The 24645-nt window shown below is 44.2% G+C and carries 20 protein-coding genes and 4 tRNA genes; 21 read left to right on the top strand and 3 right to left on the bottom strand.

The window, feature by feature from the left end; all coding sequences use genetic code 11:
- Positions 1 to 25: 25 nt before the first annotated feature.
- From HMPREF9448_RS09685 to HMPREF9448_RS09665, 5 genes are all read left to right on the top strand, one after another.
- Entirely contained in the window at positions 26 to 2659 is a 2634-nt protein-coding gene (locus tag HMPREF9448_RS09685; RefSeq protein ID WP_008862386.1) for a BamA/OMP85 family outer membrane protein, read from the top strand.
- A 145-nt stretch (positions 2660 to 2804) separates the two neighbouring features.
- Positions 2805 to 3320 carry an OmpH/Skp family outer membrane protein gene (locus HMPREF9448_RS09680; RefSeq protein ID WP_008862385.1) on the top strand — a complete coding sequence of 172 codons (516 nt, stop codon included), beginning with the start codon at positions 2805 to 2807 and terminating at the stop codon, positions 3318 to 3320.
- 58 nt (positions 3321 to 3378) lie between these two features.
- Entirely contained in the window at positions 3379 to 3894 is a 516-nt protein-coding gene (locus tag HMPREF9448_RS09675; protein WP_008862384.1) for an OmpH/Skp family outer membrane protein, read from the top strand.
- Between the two features lie 76 nt (positions 3895 to 3970).
- Positions 3971 to 4816 carry a glutamate racemase gene (gene murI, locus HMPREF9448_RS09670; protein WP_008862383.1) on the top strand — a complete coding sequence of 282 codons (846 nt, stop codon included), beginning with the start codon at positions 3971 to 3973 and terminating at the stop codon, positions 4814 to 4816.
- Between the two features lie 17 nt (positions 4817 to 4833).
- Positions 4834 to 5358 (top strand): S4 domain-containing protein, encoded by a 525-nt coding sequence (locus HMPREF9448_RS09665; RefSeq protein ID WP_008862382.1) that lies wholly within the window; start codon positions 4834 to 4836, stop codon positions 5356 to 5358.
- 851 nt (positions 5359 to 6209) lie between these two features.
- Here the strand turns inward: HMPREF9448_RS09665 and HMPREF9448_RS09660 are convergent.
- From HMPREF9448_RS09660 to HMPREF9448_RS09650, 3 genes are all read right to left on the bottom strand, one after another.
- On the bottom strand, positions 6210 to 7247 hold the full coding sequence (locus HMPREF9448_RS09660; RefSeq protein ID WP_008862381.1) for a YeiH family protein: 1038 nt from the start codon (positions 7245 to 7247) through the stop codon (positions 6210 to 6212).
- A gap of 259 nt (positions 7248 to 7506) precedes the next feature.
- Positions 7507 to 8025: a gamma carbonic anhydrase family protein gene (locus HMPREF9448_RS09655; RefSeq protein WP_008862380.1), complete on the bottom strand. Its 519-nt coding sequence runs from the start codon at positions 8023 to 8025 to the stop codon at positions 7507 to 7509.
- 25 nt (positions 8026 to 8050) lie between these two features.
- Positions 8051 to 9829, bottom strand: a complete 1779-nt coding sequence (locus HMPREF9448_RS09650; RefSeq protein ID WP_008862379.1) for an aminopeptidase P family protein — start codon at positions 9827 to 9829, stop codon at positions 8051 to 8053.
- A 254-nt stretch (positions 9830 to 10083) separates the two neighbouring features.
- Between HMPREF9448_RS09650 and rpsU the strand changes: the two genes are divergently transcribed.
- The 16 genes from rpsU to rpoC all read left to right on the top strand — a co-directional run bounded on the left by rpsU (position 10084) and on the right by rpoC (position 24541).
- Entirely contained in the window at positions 10084 to 10275 is a 192-nt protein-coding gene (gene rpsU / locus HMPREF9448_RS09645) for a 30S ribosomal protein S21 (protein ID WP_008862378.1), read from the top strand.
- A gap of 79 nt (positions 10276 to 10354) precedes the next feature.
- Positions 10355 to 11236: a tyrosine-type recombinase/integrase gene (locus tag HMPREF9448_RS09640; protein ID WP_008862377.1), complete on the top strand. Its 882-nt coding sequence runs from the start codon at positions 10355 to 10357 to the stop codon at positions 11234 to 11236.
- 13 nt (positions 11237 to 11249) lie between these two features.
- Positions 11250 to 11552: a ribosome hibernation-promoting factor, HPF/YfiA family gene (hpf, locus tag HMPREF9448_RS09635; protein ID WP_008862376.1), complete on the top strand. Its 303-nt coding sequence runs from the start codon at positions 11250 to 11252 to the stop codon at positions 11550 to 11552.
- 164 nt (positions 11553 to 11716) lie between these two features.
- A tRNA-Tyr gene (locus HMPREF9448_RS09630) sits at positions 11717 to 11799 on the top strand.
- 8 nt (positions 11800 to 11807) lie between these two features.
- Positions 11808 to 11883, top strand: a tRNA-Gly gene (locus HMPREF9448_RS09625).
- A gap of 9 nt (positions 11884 to 11892) precedes the next feature.
- Positions 11893 to 11964, top strand: a tRNA-Thr gene (locus HMPREF9448_RS09620).
- 43 nt (positions 11965 to 12007) lie between these two features.
- The gene (gene tuf / locus HMPREF9448_RS09615; RefSeq protein ID WP_008862375.1) at positions 12008 to 13192 is read left to right on the top strand and encodes an elongation factor Tu; all 1185 of its coding nucleotides are present in this window, start codon (positions 12008 to 12010) and stop codon (positions 13190 to 13192) included.
- A 62-nt stretch (positions 13193 to 13254) separates the two neighbouring features.
- Positions 13255 to 13327: transfer RNA gene (locus HMPREF9448_RS09610), tRNA-Trp, on the top strand.
- Between the two features lie 17 nt (positions 13328 to 13344).
- Entirely contained in the window at positions 13345 to 13542 is a 198-nt protein-coding gene (gene secE / locus HMPREF9448_RS09605) for a preprotein translocase subunit SecE (RefSeq protein WP_008862374.1), read from the top strand.
- Positions 13543 to 13558: 16 nt separating this feature from the next.
- Positions 13559 to 14104, top strand: coding sequence for a transcription termination/antitermination protein NusG (gene nusG / locus HMPREF9448_RS09600; protein ID WP_008862373.1), 546 nt, complete (start codon positions 13559 to 13561; stop codon positions 14102 to 14104).
- A 63-nt stretch (positions 14105 to 14167) separates the two neighbouring features.
- Positions 14168 to 14611 (top strand): 50S ribosomal protein L11, encoded by a 444-nt coding sequence (gene rplK, locus HMPREF9448_RS09595; RefSeq protein WP_008862372.1) that lies wholly within the window; start codon positions 14168 to 14170, stop codon positions 14609 to 14611.
- Between the two features lie 15 nt (positions 14612 to 14626).
- On the top strand, positions 14627 to 15325 hold the full coding sequence (gene rplA, locus HMPREF9448_RS09590; protein ID WP_008862371.1) for a 50S ribosomal protein L1: 699 nt from the start codon (positions 14627 to 14629) through the stop codon (positions 15323 to 15325).
- Between the two features lie 11 nt (positions 15326 to 15336).
- Positions 15337 to 15852 carry a 50S ribosomal protein L10 gene (rplJ, locus tag HMPREF9448_RS09585; RefSeq protein WP_008862370.1) on the top strand — a complete coding sequence of 172 codons (516 nt, stop codon included), beginning with the start codon at positions 15337 to 15339 and terminating at the stop codon, positions 15850 to 15852.
- A 51-nt stretch (positions 15853 to 15903) separates the two neighbouring features.
- Entirely contained in the window at positions 15904 to 16278 is a 375-nt protein-coding gene (gene rplL / locus HMPREF9448_RS09580; RefSeq protein WP_008862369.1) for a 50S ribosomal protein L7/L12, read from the top strand.
- Between the two features lie 104 nt (positions 16279 to 16382).
- Entirely contained in the window at positions 16383 to 20195 is a 3813-nt protein-coding gene (gene rpoB, locus HMPREF9448_RS09575; RefSeq protein WP_008862368.1) for a DNA-directed RNA polymerase subunit beta, read from the top strand.
- A gap of 71 nt (positions 20196 to 20266) precedes the next feature.
- Positions 20267 to 24541, top strand: a complete 4275-nt coding sequence (rpoC, locus tag HMPREF9448_RS09570) for a DNA-directed RNA polymerase subunit beta' (RefSeq protein ID WP_008862367.1) — start codon at positions 20267 to 20269, stop codon at positions 24539 to 24541.
- Positions 24542 to 24645: the final 104 nt, after the last annotated feature.

Genomic DNA, 24645 nt, shown 5'->3' with positions numbered 1-24645 from the left:
AAAGAGATTGAAAATGCGATATTATATGCCTTTGAAAAGTTTGGCTGTTTTTTTGTTTTTGTCTTTTTGTGTGCAGGCTGTGACCGCACAGAATGAAGAGAAACTCGATACGATATATAATCCGAAGGTCGTTTATTCGGCCATTCCGCAGAAATATGAGATTGCCGGTATCACGGTTACCGGGGCTCCCAATTATGAGGATTATGTATTGATAGGTTACTCTGGGTTGGAAGTAGGACAGGTTATCGAAATACCCGGTAATGCCATTACCGAGGCAGCCAAAAAATTTTGGAGGCAAGGTTTGTTTTCCGATGTCGTGATTAAGTGGACGAAGGCCTATGGCAATAAGGCATGGCTCGAAATACAATTAAAACAACAACCGCGTATTTCGGAAATAAATTACCACGGGATTAAGAAAAGTGAGCGGGAAGATTTGGAAATGCGCTTGGGGTTGGTCAAAGGAAACCAGATAACTCCCAATATAGTGGATCGTGCCACGACGATTATCAAAAAACATTTCGAGGAAAAGGGTTTTAAGAATGCAGAGGTGAACATAAAACAGACCGATGACCTGACCCATGAGAACGAGGTGATCGTCGATATTTATGTGGATAAGAAAGAGAAAGTTAAGGTCCATAAGATATATATAGACGGGAACGAGGTTTTGTCGGATAGGAAAATAAAATGGGCTATGAAAAAAACCAATGAAAAGGGTAATTTGCTTCATTTGTTCCGAACGAAAAAGTTTGTCGAAGAGAATTATAAGAATGATAAAAATCTGATTATCGAGAAATATAACGAGTTGGGATACCGGGATGCCGCTATCGTAAACGACAGTGTGGTGCGGTATAACGATAAAACGGTAGATGTTTACCTGACAATCGATGAGGGAAAGAAATATTATATCCGAAATATAGACTGGGTAGGCAATACGATTTATCCGTCGGATTATCTTTCGGCTGTATTGGGTATGAAGCCGGGCGATGTTTATAATCAGAAAATGCTGAACAAGCGAACGATGGAAGATGAAGATGCGGTTGCCAATTTATATATGGACAGAGGATACCTTTTCTTTCAGTTGGTTCCTATCGAGGGCAATGTGCTGAACGACTCCATCGATTTGGAGATACGTTTGTTCGAAGGTCCGCAGGCCCGTATCAACAAGGTTGTCATCAATGGTAACGACCGTTTGTATGAGCATGTTATCCGTCGGGAATTACGTACGAAACCGGGAGAGTTGTTCAGTAAATCGGACTTGATGCGTTCTGCTCGTGAAATAGCTCAAACCGGGCATTTCGATCCTGAGACAATGGATATAAAACCGGAACCGAACGAAGAAAACGGTACTGTCGATTTGGTTTATAATCTCGAATCGAAAGCCAACGACCAAATCGAATTTTCGGCCGGTTGGGGGCAGACGGGTGTTATCGGAAAACTTAGTTTGAAGTTTACGAATTTCTCCATCAAGAATTTGCTCAACCCTAAATCGTTTAAAGGTATCATTCCGCAGGGCGACGGGCAAACGTTTACGATCAGTGCGCAAACGAATGCACGTTATTATCAGCAGTATAGTATTTCGTTTTATGATCCGTGGTTCGGAGGAAAACGTCCGAACTCGTTCCAGTTCTCGGCTTATTATAGCCGTCAGACCGGTATCGAAAGTTCTTTTTTGAGCCGAAGCTACAACAGTTTATACAATAATTCTTTGTATGGAGGTTACTGGGGAAACAGCTACTTGGGTAACTCCTATTATGACGATTATTATCAAAATGCTTATGAAAATGCCTTAGACCCGAACAAGTCTTTGCAGATGATCGGGGTTTCCTTCGGATTCGGGAAACGTTTGGAGTGGCCCGATGACTATTTTACTTTTATGGCAGAATTGGGCTATCAGGCATATATTCTTAAAAATTGGGAGTATCTGTACTATATGCAGAACGGTACTTCTCACAGTTTTACGTTGGGATTGACGCTGGGTAGAAGTTCGATAGATAATCCCATTTATACACGTCGAGGTTCTCAATTTACGTTATCGGCTCAATTTACTCCTCCTTATTCATTATTCTCTAAGAAAGATTACAAGAGCCTCTATGAGAGTTCGTCGAGAGCCGACCGAGAAGAGTTATATCGCTGGATAGAATATTATAAAATAAAATTCAAGAGCCGTGTATATACCCCGTTGAATAACTCCGAAAAATATACACTTGTGCTTATGGGACGTGCCGATTTCGGATTGTTGGGGTCGTATAACAAGTATAAGCAAACGCCTTTCGAAACATTCCATGTGGGTGGCGACGGTATGACCGGGTCTTATACATATGCTACGGAAACAATCGGGTTGAGGGGCTATGATAACGGTGCTCTTACGCCCTATTCCGACGGTCGGGCTTATACCCGGTTCTCGATGGAGTTGCACTTCCCGTTCTTGTTGCAGCCTTCGTCTACGATATATGGTTTAGCTTTTGTCGAGGGCGGTAATGCGTGGACATCGCTCGAAAACTTCAATCCATTCTCTCTGAAACGTTCGGCCGGAGTGGGCGTTCGTATCTTCTTGCCGATGATCGGATTGATGGGTATCGACTGGGCTTATGGTTTCGATAAAGTACAAGGAGAGAAAGGGGGTGGCCATTTCCACTTTATCTTAGGTCAGGAATTTTAATTTGTGAAAAAACAGATACGTTTGTGTTAAATGCTCTAAAAGGATAGCGCGATTTGGTAGAATCGCGCTATCTTTATTTTTTAGAAAGTGTTTTATGTTATATGGTTTATTGAAACGGGAATGTTTAATTAAATAGAATAACGATATGAAAAGAATAGTTCTTTTTGCGATGGCGGTACTAGCTTTTACTGCGTCGTCGGTAGCTCAGAAGTATGCTTTGGTCGATATGGAATATATACTCAAAAATATTCCTTCGTACGAAATGGCCAACGAACAGTTGAACCAAGTGTCTCAACGTTGGCAAAAAGAGTGTGACGACAAGGCGGCCGAAGCTAAAACAATGTATAAAAACTATCAATCGGATTTGGTATTTCTTACCGAGGAAATGAAGGTAAAACGAGAAGAGGAAATCCGTGATAAGGAGACGGAGGTCGTTGAATTGCGCCGTAAGTATTTCGGCCCTGAGGGCGAGTTGTTCAAAAAGCGCGAAAGTCTTATGAAGCCTATTCAAGACGATATTTATAATGCCATTAAGAAGATTTCGGAAGATAAAGGCTACATGATGGTTATCGATAGAGCTTCTTCTCCGAATATTATTTTTGCGTCGCCGAAGATAGATATTAGTAATGAAGTGCTCACAAAGTTAGGATATTCAAAATAAATGCTTACTTTTGTGCCATTATTCATAACTTACAGTATAGAAACAAAAAAATTATAGTATGATTAAGAAATTTCTTTTCGCCGCAGTGTGCATTTGCTCTTTGAGTTTTGTATCACAAGCGCAACAAGCCCTTAAATTCGGTACCGTTAACTCTCAGGAGATTTTTATGTTGATGCCAGAGAAGGCAACTGCCGAGCAAACTCTTCAAGATATTAATAAGAAATATGAAGATGAGTTTGTAAAAATTCAAGAAGAGTTCACGAAGAAGTATAAAGAGTATATGGCATTGGGCGATACGATTCCCGAGACGATACGTGCTCGTCGTATGCAGGAGGTTCAAGATTCCCAATCTCGTATCGAGAGTTTCCGGGAAATGGCGTCTCAGGATATTCAAAAACAACAAGAAGCTCTTTTCGCTCCTATTCAACAGAAGTTGATGGATGCCATTAAGTCGGTAGGGGCAGAGGGTAAATTTACTTATATTTTTGATTTGGCTTATCCTATCGTTATTTATCAGGGAGCACCCAGTGAAGATGTGACTCCGTTGGTGAAAGCGAAATTGGGATTGAAATAATTATTCCCTCGTCGAGGGGTTGCGAAAAGGATGATAAGAACGTTATCATCCTTTTTCCATATTTATACTTCTAATAATGGATGCGACAAAAATACCTACTAATGTAGGTTCCATCGGAATTTTCGATTCGGGATACGGAGGTCTTACTATTCTCGAACAGGTGCGTAAAGGCCTGCCTCGATATGATTATCTCTATTTGGGGGATAATGCGCGGGCTCCTTATGGTACGAGGTCGTTCGAGATCGTATATGAATTTACTAAGCAGGCTGTATTTCATCTTTTCGACGAAGGGTGCTCTTTGGTTATTTTGGCTTGCAATACGGCTTCGGCAAAGGCGCTTCGTAGTATCCAGCAAAAAGATTTGCCTCGTCTCGCTCCCGATAAACGGGTTTTGGGGGTTATTCGTCCGACGGTCGAGTCGCTTTCCGAACTGTCGCGTACGGGGCATATCGGGATTTTGGCTACACCGGGTACGATACAGTCGGGCTCCTATGAGTTGGAGATAAAGAAGATGTATCCCGAATTCGTGGTATACGGACAGTCATGTCCCATGTGGGTTCCGTTGGTGGAGAACAACGAAGCACAAGGGAGGGGAGCCGATTATTTTGTTAAGAAATATATCGACGAACTTTTGTCGCAGTCCGATGAAATTGATACGATAGTATTGGGGTGTACCCATTATCCGTTGTTACTCGACAAAATTAGGGCCTATCTTCCTCCGTCTATTTCGGTAGTCTTGCAAGGTCCTTTGGTGACCGACAGGTTGGACGATTACTTGAAACGGCATCCCGAGATAGAGAGTCGTTGCTCGAAAGAGGGCGGTTGCCGCTATCTGACGACGGAATCGCCTCGAAAGTTTTCCGAGGCAGCGACCCTGTTTTTGAATGAGCCGGTAGAGGCTGAGCATATAGTGTTGGGATAAAATATAGAGTTTTGATTATGGTAAAGAAAGTGATACGATCGGGTATTCGGGTCAATAAGTACATTAGTGATTCGGGATTTTGTTCCCGTCGGGAAGCCGATAAAATGATTGCCGATGAGCGGGTGACTATCAACGGCGAGTTGGCTACGTTGGGTAGCCGGGTGGCCGAAGGCGATAAAGTGAAAATAGACGGGGAACCGTTGCATTTTATCCCTATGGAACAGCGGGAGTATAAATTGCGCCGTTACGGTTCTTCTCGTAAAGAGAAACTATCGGGAGCTGAAAATCCCGAGGTTGAAAAGAAGCAACGAGGGGGCCGAGAGAGATTTGCCAGTGGACAGGAGGAACTTCGTCCGAATCGTCGTTCCAAAAATTCGATGGTGAAGAAGTCCGATGAGGCTTCGCATCAAGGAAGAAAGCCGAAGACTTATGCTCCGAAAAAAGTCGTGAAGGAAGGAGAGGAAAAAAGTAAGAATAGAACCCGAACCAAGTTGGTTCCGGGAAAAGCCTCTTCTGGTAATGTGAAAAAGAAAATTAAATAGTTGAGAATAGTTTTTTTGGAGAGATATTAAACGATAGTGGGTTCGTCGATGTATCTTTTTTATAACCCCTTTCCTCGAAACTTCTTTTCCTTCGGTCTCTCACTTATACCGCTGCTTCCACAGCATCCTGTAATGCTGTGGAATACGGTGGGTGCAGGGATATGTCCGATATAAACCGGCTGATGAGATGTCGTTTTCAACCCCTCCATCTCTACGTGCCACCTCCCCTATATTTTGCGTTGCAAAACACAGGGGAGGTGTTTCAGATTCCCACTCCAAAGCGATATGTAATCATTCGTTGTTCTAAATATCGATATTGTCACTTTTCAAAAAAATAAAGGTGGAATGTGAAATGTCCTATGATGTTGTGAGAGTAGGGGGAGGGGATTGAAAGTGTCGCTTTGAACAGCCTTTTATCTCTTTGGAACTTTGAGGGTATTCTCCTTCTCCCTTGTGCTGCGAAGTGAATAGGGGGAATGCCCGCCGGGCAAAGGGGTTAAACCCTCAATCGAAAATCTTATGAAATCTTTTTTAACCTCTCTCCAAAGAGAACAGGAACGAAGTATTCGATAAAAGATTCATCGTTAAAATTCAAATCTACTCCCTCGAATTTTCTATTGAATTGGGTTTAGTATGACACTATCGGTGTTAACCTCCTCCTCTGTGTTTTGCAACGCAAAATATAGGGGAGGTGGCACGTAGAGACGGAGGGGTTAAAAAATACCGGCAGTGGAGATGACAGAGTCAGGGCTCCTCTCTTTCTGCTCATCATAGATGAAATCCGGGGAATGCCCGTAGGGAGAGGTGGTAAATTTACGATTCAGCCCGTTGTCGTTTGATGTGATTATGATTTATGCTAACCATTTGACGAGCAGATAACCTCCTCCCAACAGCCATATATACAATATGGCCGCTAAAAGAAATGGTTTGGCTCCTGCTTGTTTGAATTTTTCGAAATTGGTTTCGGCTCCCAAAGCTGTCATAGCCATTGTAAGCATAAAGGTGTCGAGGCTATTGATTCCGTCTACTACTGGAACGGGAAGCCAATCGAACGAATTGAATCCGATAACGGCAAGGAAACCGAATGCGAACCAGGGAATGGTGATTTTTCCTCGCTGAGTGACGGTTGTATTTTTGTCTCCTTTGACTGCTTTTACGGCTCGGCGGGCTAAGGCAAAACTCATGATGAGTAAAACCGGGGCAAGGAGCATGACTCGAATCATTTTTACGATGATTGCCGAGTCGGAAATCTCTTTCCCCATCGCGTTACCCGCCCCTACCACGTGGGCTACTTCGTGTAAGGTAGAGCCTGTGTAGAGTCCCATTTGTTCGGGTGTGAGGTCGAATACTCCGGCTCGGTAAAGAATGGGATAAATGAACATCGAGAGCGTACCGAAAATGACAACCGTCGAGACAGCAACTGCTGTTTTATGGGGTTCGCTTTTTACTACCGGTTCTGCACCCAAAACAGCAGCGGCTCCACAGATGGCGCTACCTGTGGCGGTGAGCAGGGCGAGGTCATTGTCCATCTTCAACAGTTTCCCCACCAAGAAACCCAATAGAATGGTGCAGGTGACGATAATCACGTCGATGAGTATGGCCGAGGCTCCTATGGCGATAACGCTTTGGAAGGTCAACCGGAATCCGTAGAGGACGATACCGGCACGAAGTACTTGTTTCGAGCAGAATTTTATGCCCGGAACCCATGTCTCGGGCAATCGGTTACGCAGGCTGTTGGCGTAGAGCATACCCAGTATGATGCCTACGATGAGGGGGCTGAGTGATAGATTTTTTATAAATTGGAATTCTGCAATGTAAAAGGCGGAGAATGAAAAAAGTACAATCAACAGAATACCGTGGAGGACATTTCCTTGTTTTTCGCTGAACATATCAAAATGAATTAAATTGTTTTTTTATAATCGAGTTGGGGAAAATTTGCCGTTTGATACAGTTAATGCGGAATGCGATATACGTTCATTCCGGGTGTCGTTTCCCTTTTCGGACGCAAAGGTAGAGATTTCATTTCGAATATGGGATTTCTTTGTGGTTATCGGTTATAACCATAGGTTATTTCGATCATTGTACCGTGTTATCAAAAGACAAAGGGACTGCTAATCGGCAGTCCCTTTGCATGATATTACGGAAAGACTATTCTTCCTCGTACCACTTGGAATACATCAGGTAGTTTTTGGCGATTTTTTGATTGATCTCTTTCGATTGTTCGGGGTCTACCATTTTGATGAATTTGGCCGGTGTTCCGCCCCAAAGCTCACCCGGTTTGATGACTGTCTTGCTCAACACAACCGATCCGGCGGCAACGATGGCTCCTTCGCCTACGACAGCATGGTCGAGAATTACCGAGCCCATGCCTACGAGGGCTCCGTCGTGTATGGTAGCTCCGTGTATGGTAACGTTGTGTCCGATGGATACGTCGTCGCCGATTTCGATGGTGGATTTTTCGTATAGAGTATGCAATACCGATCCGTCTTGAATGTTAACCCGGTTGCCGATACGAATAGAATTGACATCGCCTCGCAAGATGGCTCCGAACCAGATACTACATTCGTCGCCGATAACGGTATCGCCGATGAGAACTGCATTATCGGCGAGGAAACAGTCTTTACCGACTTTCGGGGTAAATCCCCGTACTGATTTTATAAGTGCCATGATTAGTTTATAATTTTAACTTGGATTAAATTGCTGTTGTTTTGCGGTGTAACCATTGTTGCTCTTCCTCGTCAAGCATCGGACTTAATCGGTCATAGACCATTTCGTGATAGCTGTTGAGCCACTCGATTTCTTTCTCGGTCATGATGGGAATATCGAGAGCCTCGGTATCGAAGGGGAAAAGGGTAAGAGTCTCGAACCGGTAAAACATGCCGAATTCATTTTCGTAATCGGGCACTGTCAAGACTAAATTTTCACAACGTATGCCATATTCGCCGGTACGGTATAATCCCGGTTCGTTAGAGGTAATCATGCCCGGCATGAGAGGCGTGGGATTTTCTTCGAGGCGTATGTTTTGTGGTCCCTCGTGGACATTGAGGAAATGCCCGACTCCATGACCAGTCCCGTGCAAGTAGTTGAGGTGGTCGTCCCATAGGAAATGGCGGGCGAGGGCATCGAGTTGGGCTCCGCGCGTACCTTGCGGATAATGACAAGAGGCGAGAGCGATATGCCCTTTCATTACCAGTGTGAAGTCCCGCTTTTGGCGAGGGGACAGATTGCCTAACGATACGGTGCGAGTGATGTCGGTAGTCCCGTCGAGATATTGCGCCCCTGAGTCGATGAGCAGGAATCCCTTGCGAGAAATGATCGCATTGCTTTCGGGTGTCGCCGAGTAATGGACAATGGCCCCATGCTCGTTGAATCCGGCGATAGTGGCGAAACTTTCTCCTACATAAAGACTTTGTTGCGAGCGGAACTCTCGCAGTTTCTCGGCAACTGTTATTTCGGTTACTTTGCCGCTGTCGATATTTTTTTCTAACCAACGGAAGAATCTAACCAATGCTACACCGTCGCGTATCATTGCCTCGCGTGTTCCGGCAAGCTGAGTCTCGTTTTTGATGCTTTTCAGTAGAGCGATAGGGGATTGGCCCGATACGGGTATGGCATGCAGTTTATTTAATAAGGTGTAGTTGATTTTGTTGGTGTCTACGAATACTTTTTTCTCTGCCGGTAGAGTTGCTACGAAGTCGAAAATGTTTTCATAGGGCATTATTTCTACGCTATTTTTTTGCAGGTATTGGCAGACCGTATCGTTGATTTTGGCTTTGTCGATAAAAAGAATACGCTGGGAGTCGTCTATGTATGCATAGCAAATGACGACCGGATTGCATTCTACGTCGGTTCCCCGTATGTTAAATGCCCAAGCAATTTCGTCCAGAGCCGCCAGTAACAGAGCATCGGCTCCTGCCTGGCGTACTTGCTCCATAATTCGGGCTATTTTATCCGAGATAGATTCTCCGCTGTACTTTTCATCGTGAATAAAGGCTTCGTTTTTGGGGATCGATGGGCGTTTTTCCCAAATGGAGTCGAACGGAGTGAAATCGGATACGAATCGGAAGCCGTGGCTCTCGAAGTTTTGTTTTATCGCAGCGGCTTTCGATGCCCCGAACAGTGTGCCGTCGATGGCGATGGTCGCACCTTGCGGTAGAGTGGTCAGTAGCCATTGCTCGATGGTGGGAGTGTCGGGCAGTCCTTCTTTAAAAAGTTCGAACCCGGAATCTTCCAGTTGTTGAGCGGCTTGGAGGAAGTACCGCGAGTCGGTCCATAATCCGGCTTGATTGGTTGTGACGACCGCAGTTCCAGCCGATCCGTCGAATCCGGAAATCCAAGTTCGTGCCGCCCAATGGCTGGCATAGTATTCGCTTTGATGCGGGTCGGTTCCCGGTATGATGAAAGCTGTAATACCGGCTTTGCCCATTTCGTCACGCAGGGCTTTGAGTCGGGGTAATGTCGATTTACTCATAATCTGAATGTTTAGAGTTATTGTCGATAAATATTTATCAACCGTGTGTAAAGGTAACGATATTTAGTAAAATAAGAAGATAAAAGGCTGTGAAAATATTGGAATAGAAAGATGGATATAATCGTGCCGATTTTGTGTAAAATTTATTTTCGAGTATATTTTAGCGGTCGAAAGTTTTGTTAATCACAAAACAATCTATAATTTTGCACCGCAATTTATTCAAAAGAAACAAATAAACTAATTTCTAAATAATTATGATTATAGTTCCAGTAAAAGAAGGCGAAAACATCGAGAAGGCTTTGAAAAAATTCAAACGGAAATTTGAAAAAACAGGTGTAGTTAAGGAATTGCGTAACCGTCAGGCATTTGAAAAACCATCTGTTACGAACCGCAAAAAAATGATGCGTGCTATCTACATTCAGAAACTTCAACAGATAGAAGATTAATTTTTTTTGTTGTTGGCAAATATTGGATTTTTCAAGAATTTCCTTTATATTCGTAGCGTAAGTTAAAAGCTACGAGAATATGCCGATCGAATCGTTTTTAGAATATATCCGGTATGAGAAGAATCTTTCTACTCATACCGTATTGTCATATAGAAACGATTTGTTTCAGTTTAAAAAGTTCCTTGAAACCGAGTGTGATGGTATTGAGATGCAAAAGGTAACCTCCGATTGCATTCGCGAATGGGTAGCTCTTTTGTCGGAAGGAGGAATGTCGGCTCGTAGTATTTGCCGTAAGATTTCTTCTTTGAGGGCTTTTTACCGCTATCTTGTGGTGCAATCGGATATTCAGGAAAGCCCTGTGAAAAATATTCCTTTGCCTAAGGTACATAAGAAAATGCCGGTTTATCTTCGGCAGGACTCCATGAATGAGCTTTTGGACGATGTGTCGTATGGCGAAGGTTTCGAGGCGGTCCGTAACAAACTTATTATCGCTATGCTTTATCATACGGGTATGCGCCGAGCCGAATTGATAGGGTTGAGGGATACTGATGTGCGTGAAGGAGAGATAAAGGTGACGGGAAAAAGGAATAAACAGAGGCTGATTCCGTACGGAGAGGAATTGTCGCAGATGATTGCCGGTTATCGGCAGGCTCGTAAAGAGTCGTGTGGAGATGATTGTGGCTTCTTTTTCGTTCGGGAAAATGGGGAACCGTTATATCCGCAGTTAGTTTATCGGGTAGTCAATGGGTCTTTGTCGAAAGTTTGTTCGCTCGATAAAAGAAGTCCGCATGTATTGCGTCATACATTCGCGTCGGCTATGCTGAATAACGGGGCAACTCTCAATAGTGTCAAGGAACTGCTCGGACATCATTCATTAGCTTCAACCGAGGTATATACACATATAACGTTTGAAGAACTAAAACAAAGTTATAACCAGGCTTTCCCGAAAAGAAAGTCATAAAAAAGGAGGAAATATGGAAATCCGTATTCAAGCGATTCATTTCGATGCATCAGAAAAGTTGGAAAAATTTATTCAGAAAAAAGTTTCTAAATTAGAACAATATTACGATGGGATTATAGCCGTCGAAGTTTCTTTGAAAGTGGTAAAACCGGAAACGGCACAGAACAAAGAGGCTGGAATTAAGGTTCTTGTTCCGAGAAATGAGGATATGTTTTCCTGCAAGGTTGCCGATACCTTTGAAGAGGCGGTCGATATGGCTGTCGAGGCTCTCGTTAAGCAGCTTCTGAAAACCAAAGAAAAGATGCGTGAAAAGTAAAAAAAATGTACTGATATTTTTGTAATTTAAAATTAATGCCTAAATTTGCACCCGTTTCTCACCGACTCAATCTTTGATAAACGGGTGCATTCTTCTGAAAAGGAAAGATGTGTGTGGTAGAGGGGGGGAGATGTAAATTTAAGGTCTTGTAAAGGCTAATATAAGGGCAAATACCAGAGTGGCCAAATGGGGCAGACTGTAAATCTGCTGGCTTACGCCTTCGGTGGTTCGAATCCATCTTTGCCCACAAAAAATGCGGAAGTAGCTCAGTTGATAGAGCATCAGCCTTCCAAGCTGAGGGTCGCGAGTTTGAGCCTCGTCTTCCGCTCCAAGAATAAATGCCAATGTAGCTCAGCGGTAGAGCACTTCCTTGGTAAGGAAGAGGTCACGGGTTCAAGTCCCGTCATCGGCTCAAGTTTTTAGAAAGCTAATCATTTATAAAATAATACAAAGCTATGGCAAAAGAACAGTTTCAACGTACCAAACCACACGTAAATATTGGTACTATCGGTCACGTAGACCACGGTAAAACGACCTTGACCGCCGCTATCACTACGGTTCTTGCAAAAAAAGGTCTTTCAGAATTGCGTTCTTTCGATTCTATCGATAACGCTCCTGAAGAAAAAGAACGTGGTATTACCATCAATACCTCTCACGTAGAATATGAAACTGCAAATCGTCACTACGCACACGTGGACTGTCCGGGTCACGCCGACTATGTGAAGAACATGGTAACTGGTGCTGCGCAGATGGACGGTGCTATTATCGTAGTTGCAGCTACCGATGGTCCTATGCCTCAGACTCGTGAGCATATCTTGTTGGCTCGCCAGGTGAACGTTCCTCGTATCGTTGTGTTCTTGAACAAATGCGATATGGTTGACGATGAAGAGATGCTCGAACTCGTTGAAATGGAAATGAGAGAATTGCTTTCAGCATATGAATATGACGGTGACAATACTCCTATTATTCGTGGATCTGCATTGGGCGCATTGAATGGCGAACCTCAATGGGAAGAGAAAGTGATGGAGTTGATGGATGCTGTCGATAATTGGATTCCTCTGCCTCCGCGCGATGTTGATAAACCTTTCTTGATGCCTGTTGAAGACGTCTTCTCTATTACGGGTCGTGGTACTGTTGCTACTGGTCGTATCGAGGCAGGTCGCGTAAAAGTGGGTGATGAAGTTCAAATCCTCGGTTTGGGAGCAGACAAGAAATCGGTTGTAACCGGTGTTGAAATGTTCCGTAAGATTCTTGACGAAGGCGAAGCTGGCGATAACGTTGGTTTGTTGCTCCGTGGTATCGACAAGAATGAAATCAAACGTGGTATGGTTATCTGCCACCCGGGACAGGTTAAACCTCACTCTGAGTTCAAAGCTCAGGTTTATATCTTGAAGAAAGAAGAAGGTGGTCGTCACACTCCTTTCCACAATCACTACCGTCCTCAATTCTACATTCGTACGCTCGACGTAACGGGTGAAATCACTCTTCCCGAAGGTGTAGAAATGGTAATGCCGGGTGACCACGTTACTATCAATGTGAAACTTATCACTCCGGTGGCTTGCGACAAAGGTTTGCGTTTTGCAATCCGTGAAGGTGGCCGTACGGTAGGTTCTGGTCAGATCACAGATATTTTGGACTAATTCTATAAAGGGTTAGTTTTTATAAAACTACAAAATCAGCCTCTTTGTGGGGCTGATTTTATACGGGTCTAGCTCAGTTGGTAGAGCACTGGTCTCCAAAACCAGGTGTCGGGAGTTCGAGTCTCTCGACCCGTGCAAAATTTAGTGAAACAATGAAGAAATTGAAAATACTTGCCGATATCCAAGATTCTTATAACGAATTGGTACATAAGGTTTCTTGGCCTACCAAGTCGGAGTTGGCAAATAGTGCTGTGGTGGTTATGTTTGCTTCCCTTATTATCGCTATAGTCATATTTGCAATGGATCAATGTATTGACAAAATCATGCACCTTATTTACGGAGGTCTTTAATTAGGGAGGTAAATCAATGTCTGAAGAAAAAAAAGGCTGGTACGTTTTGCGTGCCATAAGCGGAAAAGAGAACAAGGTCAAAGAAGTTCTTGATGCAGAAATCAAGAATACCGATCTTGGCAATTATGTATTTCAGGTCTTGATACCTACCGAAAAAGTTTACACCGTACGTAACGGGAAAAAGGTGGTAAAGGAGAAAAATCTTTACTCGGGTTATGTTTTTGTCGAAGCCATTTTAGTAGGTGAGGTTGTTCATCATTTGCGTAATACAACGAATGTGATTGACTTTTTGGGCGGAAAATCCAATCAGCCGGAGCCTTTACGGCCTTCGGAAGTTAATCGTATGTTGGGCGCAGTCGACGAGATGCAGGAGGTGGGTGACGAACCGGCCGTTGTATATCATGTCGGTGAAACGGTAAAAGTAAACTATGGTCCGTTTAACGGATTTAGTGGAATTATCGAGGAGGTGAACAACGAGAAAAAGAAACTGAAAGTAATGGTTAAAATTTTTGGTCGCAAGACTCCGTTGGAGCTGGAAAATTCGCAAGTAGAGCGGGAGTAATACAAGAGGTTACGCGCTTGTATGAACCCTCTCGGTATTTTAATAATATCAAAATTAAAAACAATGGCTAAAGAAATTGCTGGACAGATCAAATTACAGATTAAAGGTGGTGCAGCAAACCCCTCTCCTCCCGTAGGACCTGCATTGGGTTCTAAGGGTATAAACATCATGGAGTTTTGCAAGCAATTCAATGCCCGTACCCAAGACAAAGCCGGTAAAGTATTGCCGGTCGTAATTACCTATTATAGCGATAAATCTTTCGATTTTGTCGTTAAGACTCCTCCCGTAGCTATTCAAGTTATGGAAGCTGCCAAAGTAAAAGGCGGTTCTGCGGAGCCTAACCGTAAAAAAGTAGGAGAGATTACTTGGGAACAGGTAAAAGCAATCGCCGAGGACAAATTGGTCGATTTGAACTGTTTTACGGTAGAATCGGCGATGAAAATGGTTGCTGGTACAGCGAGAAGTATGGGTATCACCGTAAAAGGGGAATTCCCGGTAAATAACTAATAAACTTCAATTGAAATGGGTAAACTGACAAAAAATCAAAAGTTAGCTTTAGCAAAGATTGAAGCAGGGAAGGCCTACTCACTCGGCGAGGCATCTCAATTGGTAAAAGATATTACTTATACCAAATTCGATGCATCGCTTGATATTGATGTACGCTTAGGCGTTGATCCTCGTAAAGCCAATCAAATGGTAAGAGGTGTCGTATCGTTGCCTCATGGAACGGGTAAGCAAGTGCGTGTGTTGGTACTTTGTACTCCCGATGCCGAAGCTGCCGCTAAGGAAGCCGGAGCCGATTACGTAGGATTGGACGAATATATCGAGAAGATCAAAGGCGGTTGGACCGATATCGACGTAATCATTACGATGCCTGCTATCATGGGTAAGATCGGTGCTTTGGGACGTGTATTAGGCCCTCGTGGTTTGATGCCTAATCCTAAGAGCGGAACTGTGACTCCCGATGTCGCTAAAGCTGTAAAAGAAGTAAAACAAGGAAAAATCGATTTCAAAGTCGATAAGAATGGTATAGTACATGCCTCTATAGGTAAGATTTCGTTTACTGCCGATCAGATTCGCGATAATGCGAAAGAATTTGTTTCGACATTGATAAAACTGAAACCTACTGCTGCTAAGGGTACTTATATCAAGAGTATTTATCTTTCGAGTACAATGAGCCCGGGTATCAAGATTGATCCTAAATCAGTTGACGAGATCTAAAACAAGGAATTATGAGAAAGGAAGATAAAGGCACTATTATTGCGCAAATAGCAGAAACTGTAAAGGAGTACAGCTGCTTTTACCTTGCAGAAACAGCAACGTTGAATGCTGAAAAAACAAGCAATTTACGTCGTGCATGTTTCAAAGAAGGTATCAAAATGATGGTTGTTAAGAACGCTTTGTTACACAAGGCACTGGAAGGGCTCGATACCGATTATTCGCCCTTGTATGGTTCTTTGAAGGGTTCTACAACGATGTTCTTTGCAAATGTTGGCAATGCACCTGCAAAGCTGATTAAGGAGTTCAGAAAGACTTCTGAAGATTTGGTTCTAAAAGCCGCTTATGTAGAAGAAGGGTTTTATATCGGAGCCGATCAGCTTGATGCACTTGTTGCTATCAAGAGCAAAAACGAACTTATTGCTGAGGTTATCGCCCTCTTACAATCTCCTGCAAAGAATGTTGTATCGGCTCTTCAGTCAAGTGGTTCTACCTTACATGGAGTATTGCAGACTCTATCAGAAAGATAAAATTTATACAAAAAACATTATTACGAATAATAACATTTAATTCATACAAAAATGGCAGATTTGAAAGCTTTTGCAGAACAATTAGTTAACTTGACCGTAAAGGAAGTAAACGAACTTGCTCAAATTTTGAAAGACGAATATGGTATTGAACCTGCTGCTGCAGCTGTTGCTGTTGCTGCTGCTCCTGCCGCTGGTGGAGCTGCTGCTGAAGAAAAAACATCTTTCGATGTTGTTTTGAAAGCTGCTGGTGCAAATAAACTTGCTATCGTTAAATTGGTGAAAGAACTCACCGGACTTGGCTTGAAAGAAGCAAAAGACCTTGTAGACGGTGCTCCTAACAACATCAAAGAAGGTCTTGCTAAGGCTGATGCTGAGGCTTTGAAAAAACAATTGGAAGAAGCTGGAGCAGAAGTTGAACTTAAATAATACATCTGTTAATCAGAGAGTTTGGTTAAGAATCATCTCACTCGGTGATTCTTAACCTTTTTGTGTATATATTTTTAATTAAGTTCACTTAATCCCTTTTATAAATGTCTTCTACAATAGGTAAACCACGCGTAAATTTCGCTTCAATTAAGAATCCGCTTCCTTATCCGGATTTCCTTGAAGTTCAGTTGAAGTCATTTCAAGACTTTTTGCAACTCGACACCCCGCCTGAAAAAAGAAAAAACGAAGGGCTTTTCAAGGTATTCGCCGAGAATTTCCCCATTGCTGATACGCGCAATAACTTTGTCCTCGAATTTTTGGACTATTATATCGATCCGCCGAGATATACGATTGAAGAATGTCTCGAAAGAGGGTTGACTTACAGCGTACCGTTAAAGGCCAAATTGAAATTATACTGTACCGATCCTGATCATGAGGATTTTGCTACGGTAATTCAAGACGTTTATTTAGGTCCTATCCCTTATATGACTGCTAAGGGTACGTTTGTTATCAATGGGGCCGAACGTGTTGTCGTTTCGCAGTTGCACCGTTCTCCGGGCGTGTTCTTCGGACAAAGTATACACGCTAACGGTACAAAACTTTATTCGGCACGTATTATTCCGTTCAGGGGCTCTTGGATTGAATTTGCCACTGATATAAACAACGTGATGTATGCCTATATCGACCGGAAGAAAAAGTTGCCCGTTACCACTTTGTTGCGTGCGATTGGTTTCGAGACCGATAAGGATATTCTCGAAATATTCGGTTTGGCAGAAGACTTGAAAGTCTCCAAAGCAAGTTTGAAAAAAGCCATTGGCCGCAGATTGGCGGGTAATGTCGTTAAGGCTTGGGTGGAAGACTTTGTAGACGAGGATACCGGTGAGGTCGTTTCTATCGAACGTACCGAGATTGTCATTCCTCGTGAAACTGTCCTTGAAGAATCGCATATTGCCGATATTATCGAATCGGGAGTCCAAAATATCTTGTTGCATAAAGAGGATAGCAACACGTCGGATTACTCGATTATATTCAATACGTTGCAAAAGGATTCCAGCAACTCGGAGAAAGAAGCCGTGTTGTATATTTATCGCCAATTACGTAATGCCGAGCCTGCCGATGATGCCAGTGCCCGCGAGGTGATTACCAACCTTTTCTTCTCGGAGAAACGTTACGATTTGGGAGAAGTAGGACGTTATAGAATAAACAAGAAATTAAACCTCTCTACCTCGCCCGATGTGAAGGTGCTTACGAAAGAGGATATCATCGAAATTATCAAATATCTTATCGAGTTGATTAACTCGAAGACCGATGTCGATGATATAGACCATTTGAGCAACCGTCGTGTGCGCACGGTAGGAGAACAATTATATAATCAGTTCGGAGTGGGGTTGGCTCGTATGGCGCGTACCATTCGTGAGAGAATGAACGTGCGGGATAACGAGGTGTTTACTCCCATCGATTTGATTAATGCAAAGACGATATCGTCTGTTATCAATACATTCTTCGGGACGAACGCTTTGTCGCAGTTCATGGATCAGACGAATCCGTTGGCCGAAATTACTCACAAGCGTCGTATGTCGGCTTTGGGTCCCGGCGGTTTGTCTCGCGAACGCGCCGGTTTCGAGGTTCGTGACGTGCACTATACGCACTATGGACGTCTTTGTCCTATCGAGACTCCCGAAGGTCCTAATATCGGTTTGATCTCGTCTCTTTGTGTATATGCTAAAATTAACGATCTGGGCTTCATCGAAACTCCGTATCGAAAAGTAGAAAATGGGAAAGTAGATTTGTCGCCCGAGGGTGTGGTTTATTTGACCGCCGAAGCCGAGGAAAACTTGGTGGTAGCGCAGGGTAATGCTCCGTTGAATGACGACGGTACATTTGTCCGCAATCGGGTAAAATCTCGTTTGGAGGCCGATTTCCCCGTCGTGTCGCCCGATCAGGTGAATTTGATGGACGTGTCGCCTACTCAGATAGCTTCTATCGCGGCATCGTTGATTCCGTTCCTCGAACACGATGATGCGAACCGTGCATTGATGGGGTCGAACATGATGCGCCAAGCAGTTCCTTTATTGCGTCCCGAAGCTCCTATTGTGGGAACGGGTATCGAGGGTCAGTTGATTCGCGATTCTCGTACGCAGATTACGGCCGAGGGCGATGGCGTTATCGAGTTTGTCGATGCCACTACGATTCGTATTCGCTACGATCGTACGGAAGATGAAGAATTTGTAAGTTTTGAAGATTCCGTAAAAGAATATATCATACCCAAGTTCCGTAAAACGAACCAGAGCACGACTATCGATTTGCGTCCTATCTGCCACAAGGGAGACCGGGTTAAAGCCGGGGATATTCTTACCGAAGGTTATTCCACCGAGAATGGCGAGTTGGCTTTGGGACGTAACCTCAAAGTCGCATTCATGCCGTGGAAAGGATATAACTACGAGGATGCTATCGTGTTGAACGAGCGTGTCGTTCGTGAAGACATTCTTACTTCGGTTCACGTCGATGAATATTCGTTGGAAGTGCGTGAGACCAAGCGCGGTATGGAGGAACTTACTTCCGATATTCCCAATGTAAGCGAGGATGCTACGAAAGACCTCGATGAACGTGGTATTATTCGTATCGGAGCTCAGGTTAATCCCGGAGATATTATGATCGGTAAGATTACTCCGAAAGGAGAATCCGATCCTTCTCCCGAAGAAAAATTGCTTCGTGCGATTTTCGGTGATAAGGCCGGCGATGTGAAAGATGCTTCCTTGAAAGCTACTCCTTCGTTGAAAGGTGTCGTTATCGGTACGAATCTATTCTCTCGTGCCATTAAAAAGAAAAAATCGAAACTCAGCGACAAAGCCATTCTTCCGAAACTCGACGAGGAATATGAAGAAAAGATGAACGGTTTGAAAGCCATTCTCATCGATAAGTTGCTTGTTTTGACACAAGGTAAGGTTTCTCAGGGTGTGAAAGATTTCATGGGAACCGATGTCGTGTCGAAGGGAACGAAATTCACTCAGGCTGTTCTGAATAAAATCGATTATACGACGGTACAGGTAAGCAAGTGGACGACCGATGCCGCTAAGAACGAATTGATACGCGCTACCATCATCAATTATTTGAAGAAGTATAAAGAATATGATGCCGAGTTGCGTCGTAAGAAATTCGATATTTCTATCGGAGATGAACTTCCTTCTGGTATCGTGCAAATGGCCAAAGTGTATATTGCCAAGAAGCGTAAGATAAGCGTGGGCGATAAGATGGCCGGACGTCACGGTAACAAGGGTATCGTTTCGCGTATCGTTCGTCAGGAAGACATGCCTTTCTTGGCTGACGGAACTCCGGTCGATATCGTTTTGAACCCGTTGGGTGTGCCTTCTCGTATGAACTTGGGACAGATTTTCGAGACCGTTTTAGGTTGGGCTGGAGCCGAGTTGGGAGAAAAATTTGCGACTCCGATTTTCGACGGGGCGAGCCTTGATGATTTGAATACTTGGACCGATAAAGCCGGGCTTCCTCGTTATGGTAAGACCTATTTGTATGACGGTGGCACAGGCGAGCGTTTCGACCAGCCGGCTACGGTGGGGGTAATCTATATGCTGAAACTGGGTCACATGGTTGAAGACAAGATGCATGCCCGTTCCATCGGTCCGTACTCTTTGATTACGCAACAGCCTTTGGGTGGTAAAGCACAGTTCGGTGGTCAGCGTTTCGGAGAAATGGAGGTTTGGGCTCTCGAAGCCTTCGGTGCTTCTCATGTTTTGCAGGAAATCCTGACGATCAAGTCGGACGACGTGGTTGGACGTTCGAAAGCTTATGAGGCAATCGTTAAGGGCGAACCCATGCCGACACCCGGTATTCCCGAGTCTCTGAATGTGTTATTGCATGAATTGAGAGGTCTTGGTCTTAGCGTCAACTTAGAATAAATAAAATCCAATGGCCAGACTGTCGCAGAAATGTGACAGTCGGCCAATAACTCTTTATACATTAAAAACATATGGCTTTTAGAAAAGATAACAAAATAAAGAGTAACTTTTCGAAGATTTCGATCGGTTTGGCTTCGCCCGAAGAGATTCTGGAAAATTCGAGCGGTGAGGTCTTGAAACCCGAAACCATCAATTACCGTACCTATAAACCCGAGCGGGACGGTCTTTTCTGCGAACGTATATTCGGACCTGTAAAAGATTACGAGTGTCATTGCGGAAAATATAAACGTATTCGCTACAAGGGTATCGTGTGCGACCGATGTGGTGTGGAAGTAACAGAGAAAAAGGTGCGCCGCGAACGCATGGGGCATATACAGCTTGTTGTTCCGGTAGCTCATATCTGGTATTTCCGTTCGTTACCCAATAAGATTGGGTATTTGTTGGGATTGCCCAGCAAGAAATTGGACGCTGTTATCTATTACGAGCGTTATATTGTCATACAGCCGGGACCTCAATCGGACTTGGCTACTTACGATTTGCTTTCCGAAGAGGAATATTTGAACATCATGGATTCACTTCCTCGTGAAAATCAGATGCTCGAAGATACCGATCCGAATAAGTTTATCGCTAAGATGGGAGCAGAAGCTATCTACGATCTGCTTTCTCGTTTGGATCTCGATGAGCTGTCTTACGATTTGCGTCATCGTGCCAGCACCGATGGCTCTCAGCAACGCAAAACCGAGGCTTTGAAACGGCTCCAAGTCGTTGAGTCGTTCCGGGCTTCTAAGGGTAGGAACCGGCCCGAATGGATGATTTTGAAAGTCATACCGGTTATCCCTCCCGAATTGCGTCCATTGGTTCCTCTCGATGGCGGTCGTTTCGCTACTTCCGATTTGAACGATTTGTACCGTCGGGTAATTATCCGTAACAATCGTTTGAAACGATTGATGGAGATCAAGGCTCCTGAGGTTATTCTTCGAAATGAAAAACGTATGTTGCAGGAGGCTGTGGATTCTTTGCTCGACAACTCTCGCAAGTCTAGCGCAGTGAAAACCGAGGCTAATCGTCCGTTAAAGTCTCTTTCCGATAGTTTGAAAGGTAAGCAAGGACGTTTCCGCCAAAACCTGTTGGGTAAACGTGTCGATTATTCTGCGCGTTCGGTTATCGTCGTAGGTCCCGAATTGAAAATGCACGAATGCGGTCTGCCCAAAAATATGGCGGCCGAATTGTATAAACCGTTTATTATCCGTAAACTTATCGAGCGTGGTATCGTTAAGACGGTAAAATCGGCTAAGAAAATCGTCGATCGCAAAGAGCCTGTGGTATGGGATATCCTCGAACACGTGATGAAGGGACACCCCGTGCTGTTGAACCGTGCCCCGACGTTGCACCGTTTGGGTATTCAGGCGTTCCAGCCCAAAATGATCGAAGGTAAGGCTATCCAGTTGCATCCGCTCGCTTGTACGGCATTTAACGCCGACTTCGACGGTGACCAGATGGCTGTTCACTTGCCTCTCGGAAACGAGGCTATTCTTGAAGCTCAACTGTTGATGTTGGGTGCTCATAATATCTTGAACCCTGCCAATGGTGCACCTATCACTGTGCCTTCGCAGGATATGGTTTTGGGATTGTATTATATTACCAAACTTCGCCCGGGTTCGTTGGGTGAAGGACTGAAATTCTATGGTCCCGAAGAAGCCGAAATCGCTTACAACGAAGGTAAAGTTTCGTTGCACGCTCCGGTATCGGTCGTTGTGAAAGATGTCGATAAGGACGGTAATATTATCGAGCACATGGTCGAGAATACGTCGGTGGGTCGTGTATTGGTTAATCAGTATGTGCCTCAGGAGATCGGCTATGTCAATGAAATCCTTTCTAAGAAATCGTTGCGCGATATTATCGGTAAGGTGATTAAAGTTTGCGGTGTGACTCGTTCGGCTCAGTTCCTTGATGATATCAAGAACTTGGGTTACTACATGGCATTCAAGGGAGGTTTGTCCTTCAATTTGGGTGATGTGCTCGTTCCGCCCGAAAAAGAGACTTTGGTTGCCGAAGGTAACGCCGAGGTGGAACAGATCATGAACAACTACAACATGGGTTTCATTACTTATAACGAGCGTTATAATCAGATTATCGATACATGGACTCATGTAAATTCTCGTCTGTCCGATATTTTGATGAAACAACTTTCTGCCGACAATCAAGGATTCAATTCGGTATTCATGATGTTGGATTCGGGAGCTCGTGGTTCTAAGGATCAGATTCGTCAGTTGTCGGGTATGCGTGGTTTGATGGCCAAACCCCAAAAGTCGGGAGCAGAAGGCGGTCAGATCATCGAGAACCCTATTTTGGCAAACTTCAAAGAGGGACTTTCCGTGTTGGAATACTTTATCTCTACGCACGGTGCTCGTAAAGGTCTTGCCGATACGGCATTGAAGACAGCCGACGCCGGTTATTTGACCCGTCGTTTGGTCGATGTAGCCCACGATGTCATTATCCATGAAGAGGATTGCGGTACATTGCGCGGTTTGGTTTGTACCGAGATTAAGAATAACGAGGAGGTCGTAGCTTCTTTGGGTGAAAGAATATTAGGACGTGTGTCTGTTCACGATGTAGTGAATCCGTTGACTAACGAGATATTGGTTCACGCCGGTGAAGAAATTACCGAAGTTATTGCCAAGAAGATAGAGGATTCTCCTATCGAACAGGTGGAGATTCGTTCGGTTCTGACGTGCGAATCGAAGAAAGGTGTTTGTGCTAAATGTTACGGACGTAATCTTTCTAATAACCGCATGGTTCAAAAAGGCGAGGCTGTGGGTGTAATTGCTGCGCAGTCGATCGGTGAGCCGGGTACACAGCTGACATTGCGTACATTCCACGTCGGTGGTATTGCTTCGAATATTGCGGCTGTATCGAGCGTTACATCTCGTTACGAGGGTATTTTGGAGATAGACGAACTTCGTACGGTAGAAAATGTATCCGATAGCGGTACAAGAGTACAGATTGTCGTAGGTCGATTGGCCGAAATGCGTATTATCGACCCGAATACGAAAATGGTGCTCATGACAGCCAATATTCCCTATGGATCAAAACTTTTCTTCAACAACGGCGATACCGTTAAGAAAGGCGATATGATTTGCGAATGGGACCCCTTCAATGCGGTAATTGTTTCGGAGGTGGGCGGTAGAGTCAACTTTGAAGCCGTGGAAGAAGGTGTTACTTATCGTGTAGAATCGGACGAACAATCTGGTTTGAAAGAAAAGATCATTATCGAATCGAAAGACCGTACCCGTGTACCGTCGGCACAAATTCTCGATGAAGCCGGACAGGTAATCAAGAGTTATGCTTTGCCTGTGGGAGCTCACTTGATGATTGAAGACGGCGATACGATTAAAACGGGAGATGTATTCGTTAAGATACCTCGTGCGGTTGGTAAAGCCGGTGACATTACCGGTGGTCTTCCTCGTGTAACCGAGCTATTCGAAGCTCGTAACCCGTCTAATCCGGCTGTCGTTTCTGAAATCGACGGTGAGGTGATCTTCGGGAAAGTGAAACGTGGTAATCGTGAAATCTCTGTGGTTTCCAAGACGGGTGAGACGAAGAAATATTTGGTTCCTCTTTCCAAACAAATATTGGTACAAGAGAACGATTACGTGCGTGCCGGGACACCGCTTTCCGATGGAGCCGTTACTCCTTCCGATATCTTGGCTATCAAAGGGCCTACGGCTGTACAGGAATATATCGTGAACGAAGTTCAAGATGTGTACCGTATGCAGGGTGTGAAGATTAACGATAAGCACTTCGAGGTGATTGTTCGTCAAATGATGCGTAAGGTTCAAATTCTCGATCCGGGCGATACTCGATTCTTGGAACAACAGATTGTCGACAAGCGAGACTTCATGGACGAAAATGACCGTATTTGGGGTAAAAAAGTTGTTACCGATCCGGGCGATTCTCAAACGTTGAAAGCCGGACAGATCGTTACGGCTCGTAAATTGCGCGATGAAAATTCAGCTTTGAAACGGAAAGACTTGAAGTTGATACAGGTGCGCGATGCAATTCCTGCCACTTCCGAACAGATTCTGCAAGGTATTACCCGTGCAGCCCTGCAAACATCGAGCTTTATGTCGGCCGCTTCTTTCCAAGAGACGACAAAAGTGCTCAACGAGGCTGCTATCAATGGTAAGGTAGATACATTGGAAGGTATGAAGGAAAACGTTATCTGCGGACACTTGATCCCTGCCGGTACGGGGCAACGTGAGTTTGACAAACTCATTGTCGGATCCAAAGAGGAATTCGATCGTGTTTTTGCCAATCGTAAGAATGTAACTGATTTTTCTAACTAATAAGTGAAAAGACTCTAAAATAAGCGAGGCGGATAACTTCTATCCGCCTCGCTTATTTTATGGAAACAAATGTCTCGCGGGTGACTTTGCCGATAGTTGTGTGG

The sequence above is a fragment of the Barnesiella intestinihominis YIT 11860 genome (genome assembly GCF_000296465.1).
Lineage (GTDB): Bacteria > Bacteroidota > Bacteroidia > Bacteroidales > Barnesiellaceae > Barnesiella > Barnesiella intestinihominis.
Note: the sequence above shows the minus strand (reverse complement) of the source record. Positions and strands in the feature narration are given on the sequence as shown.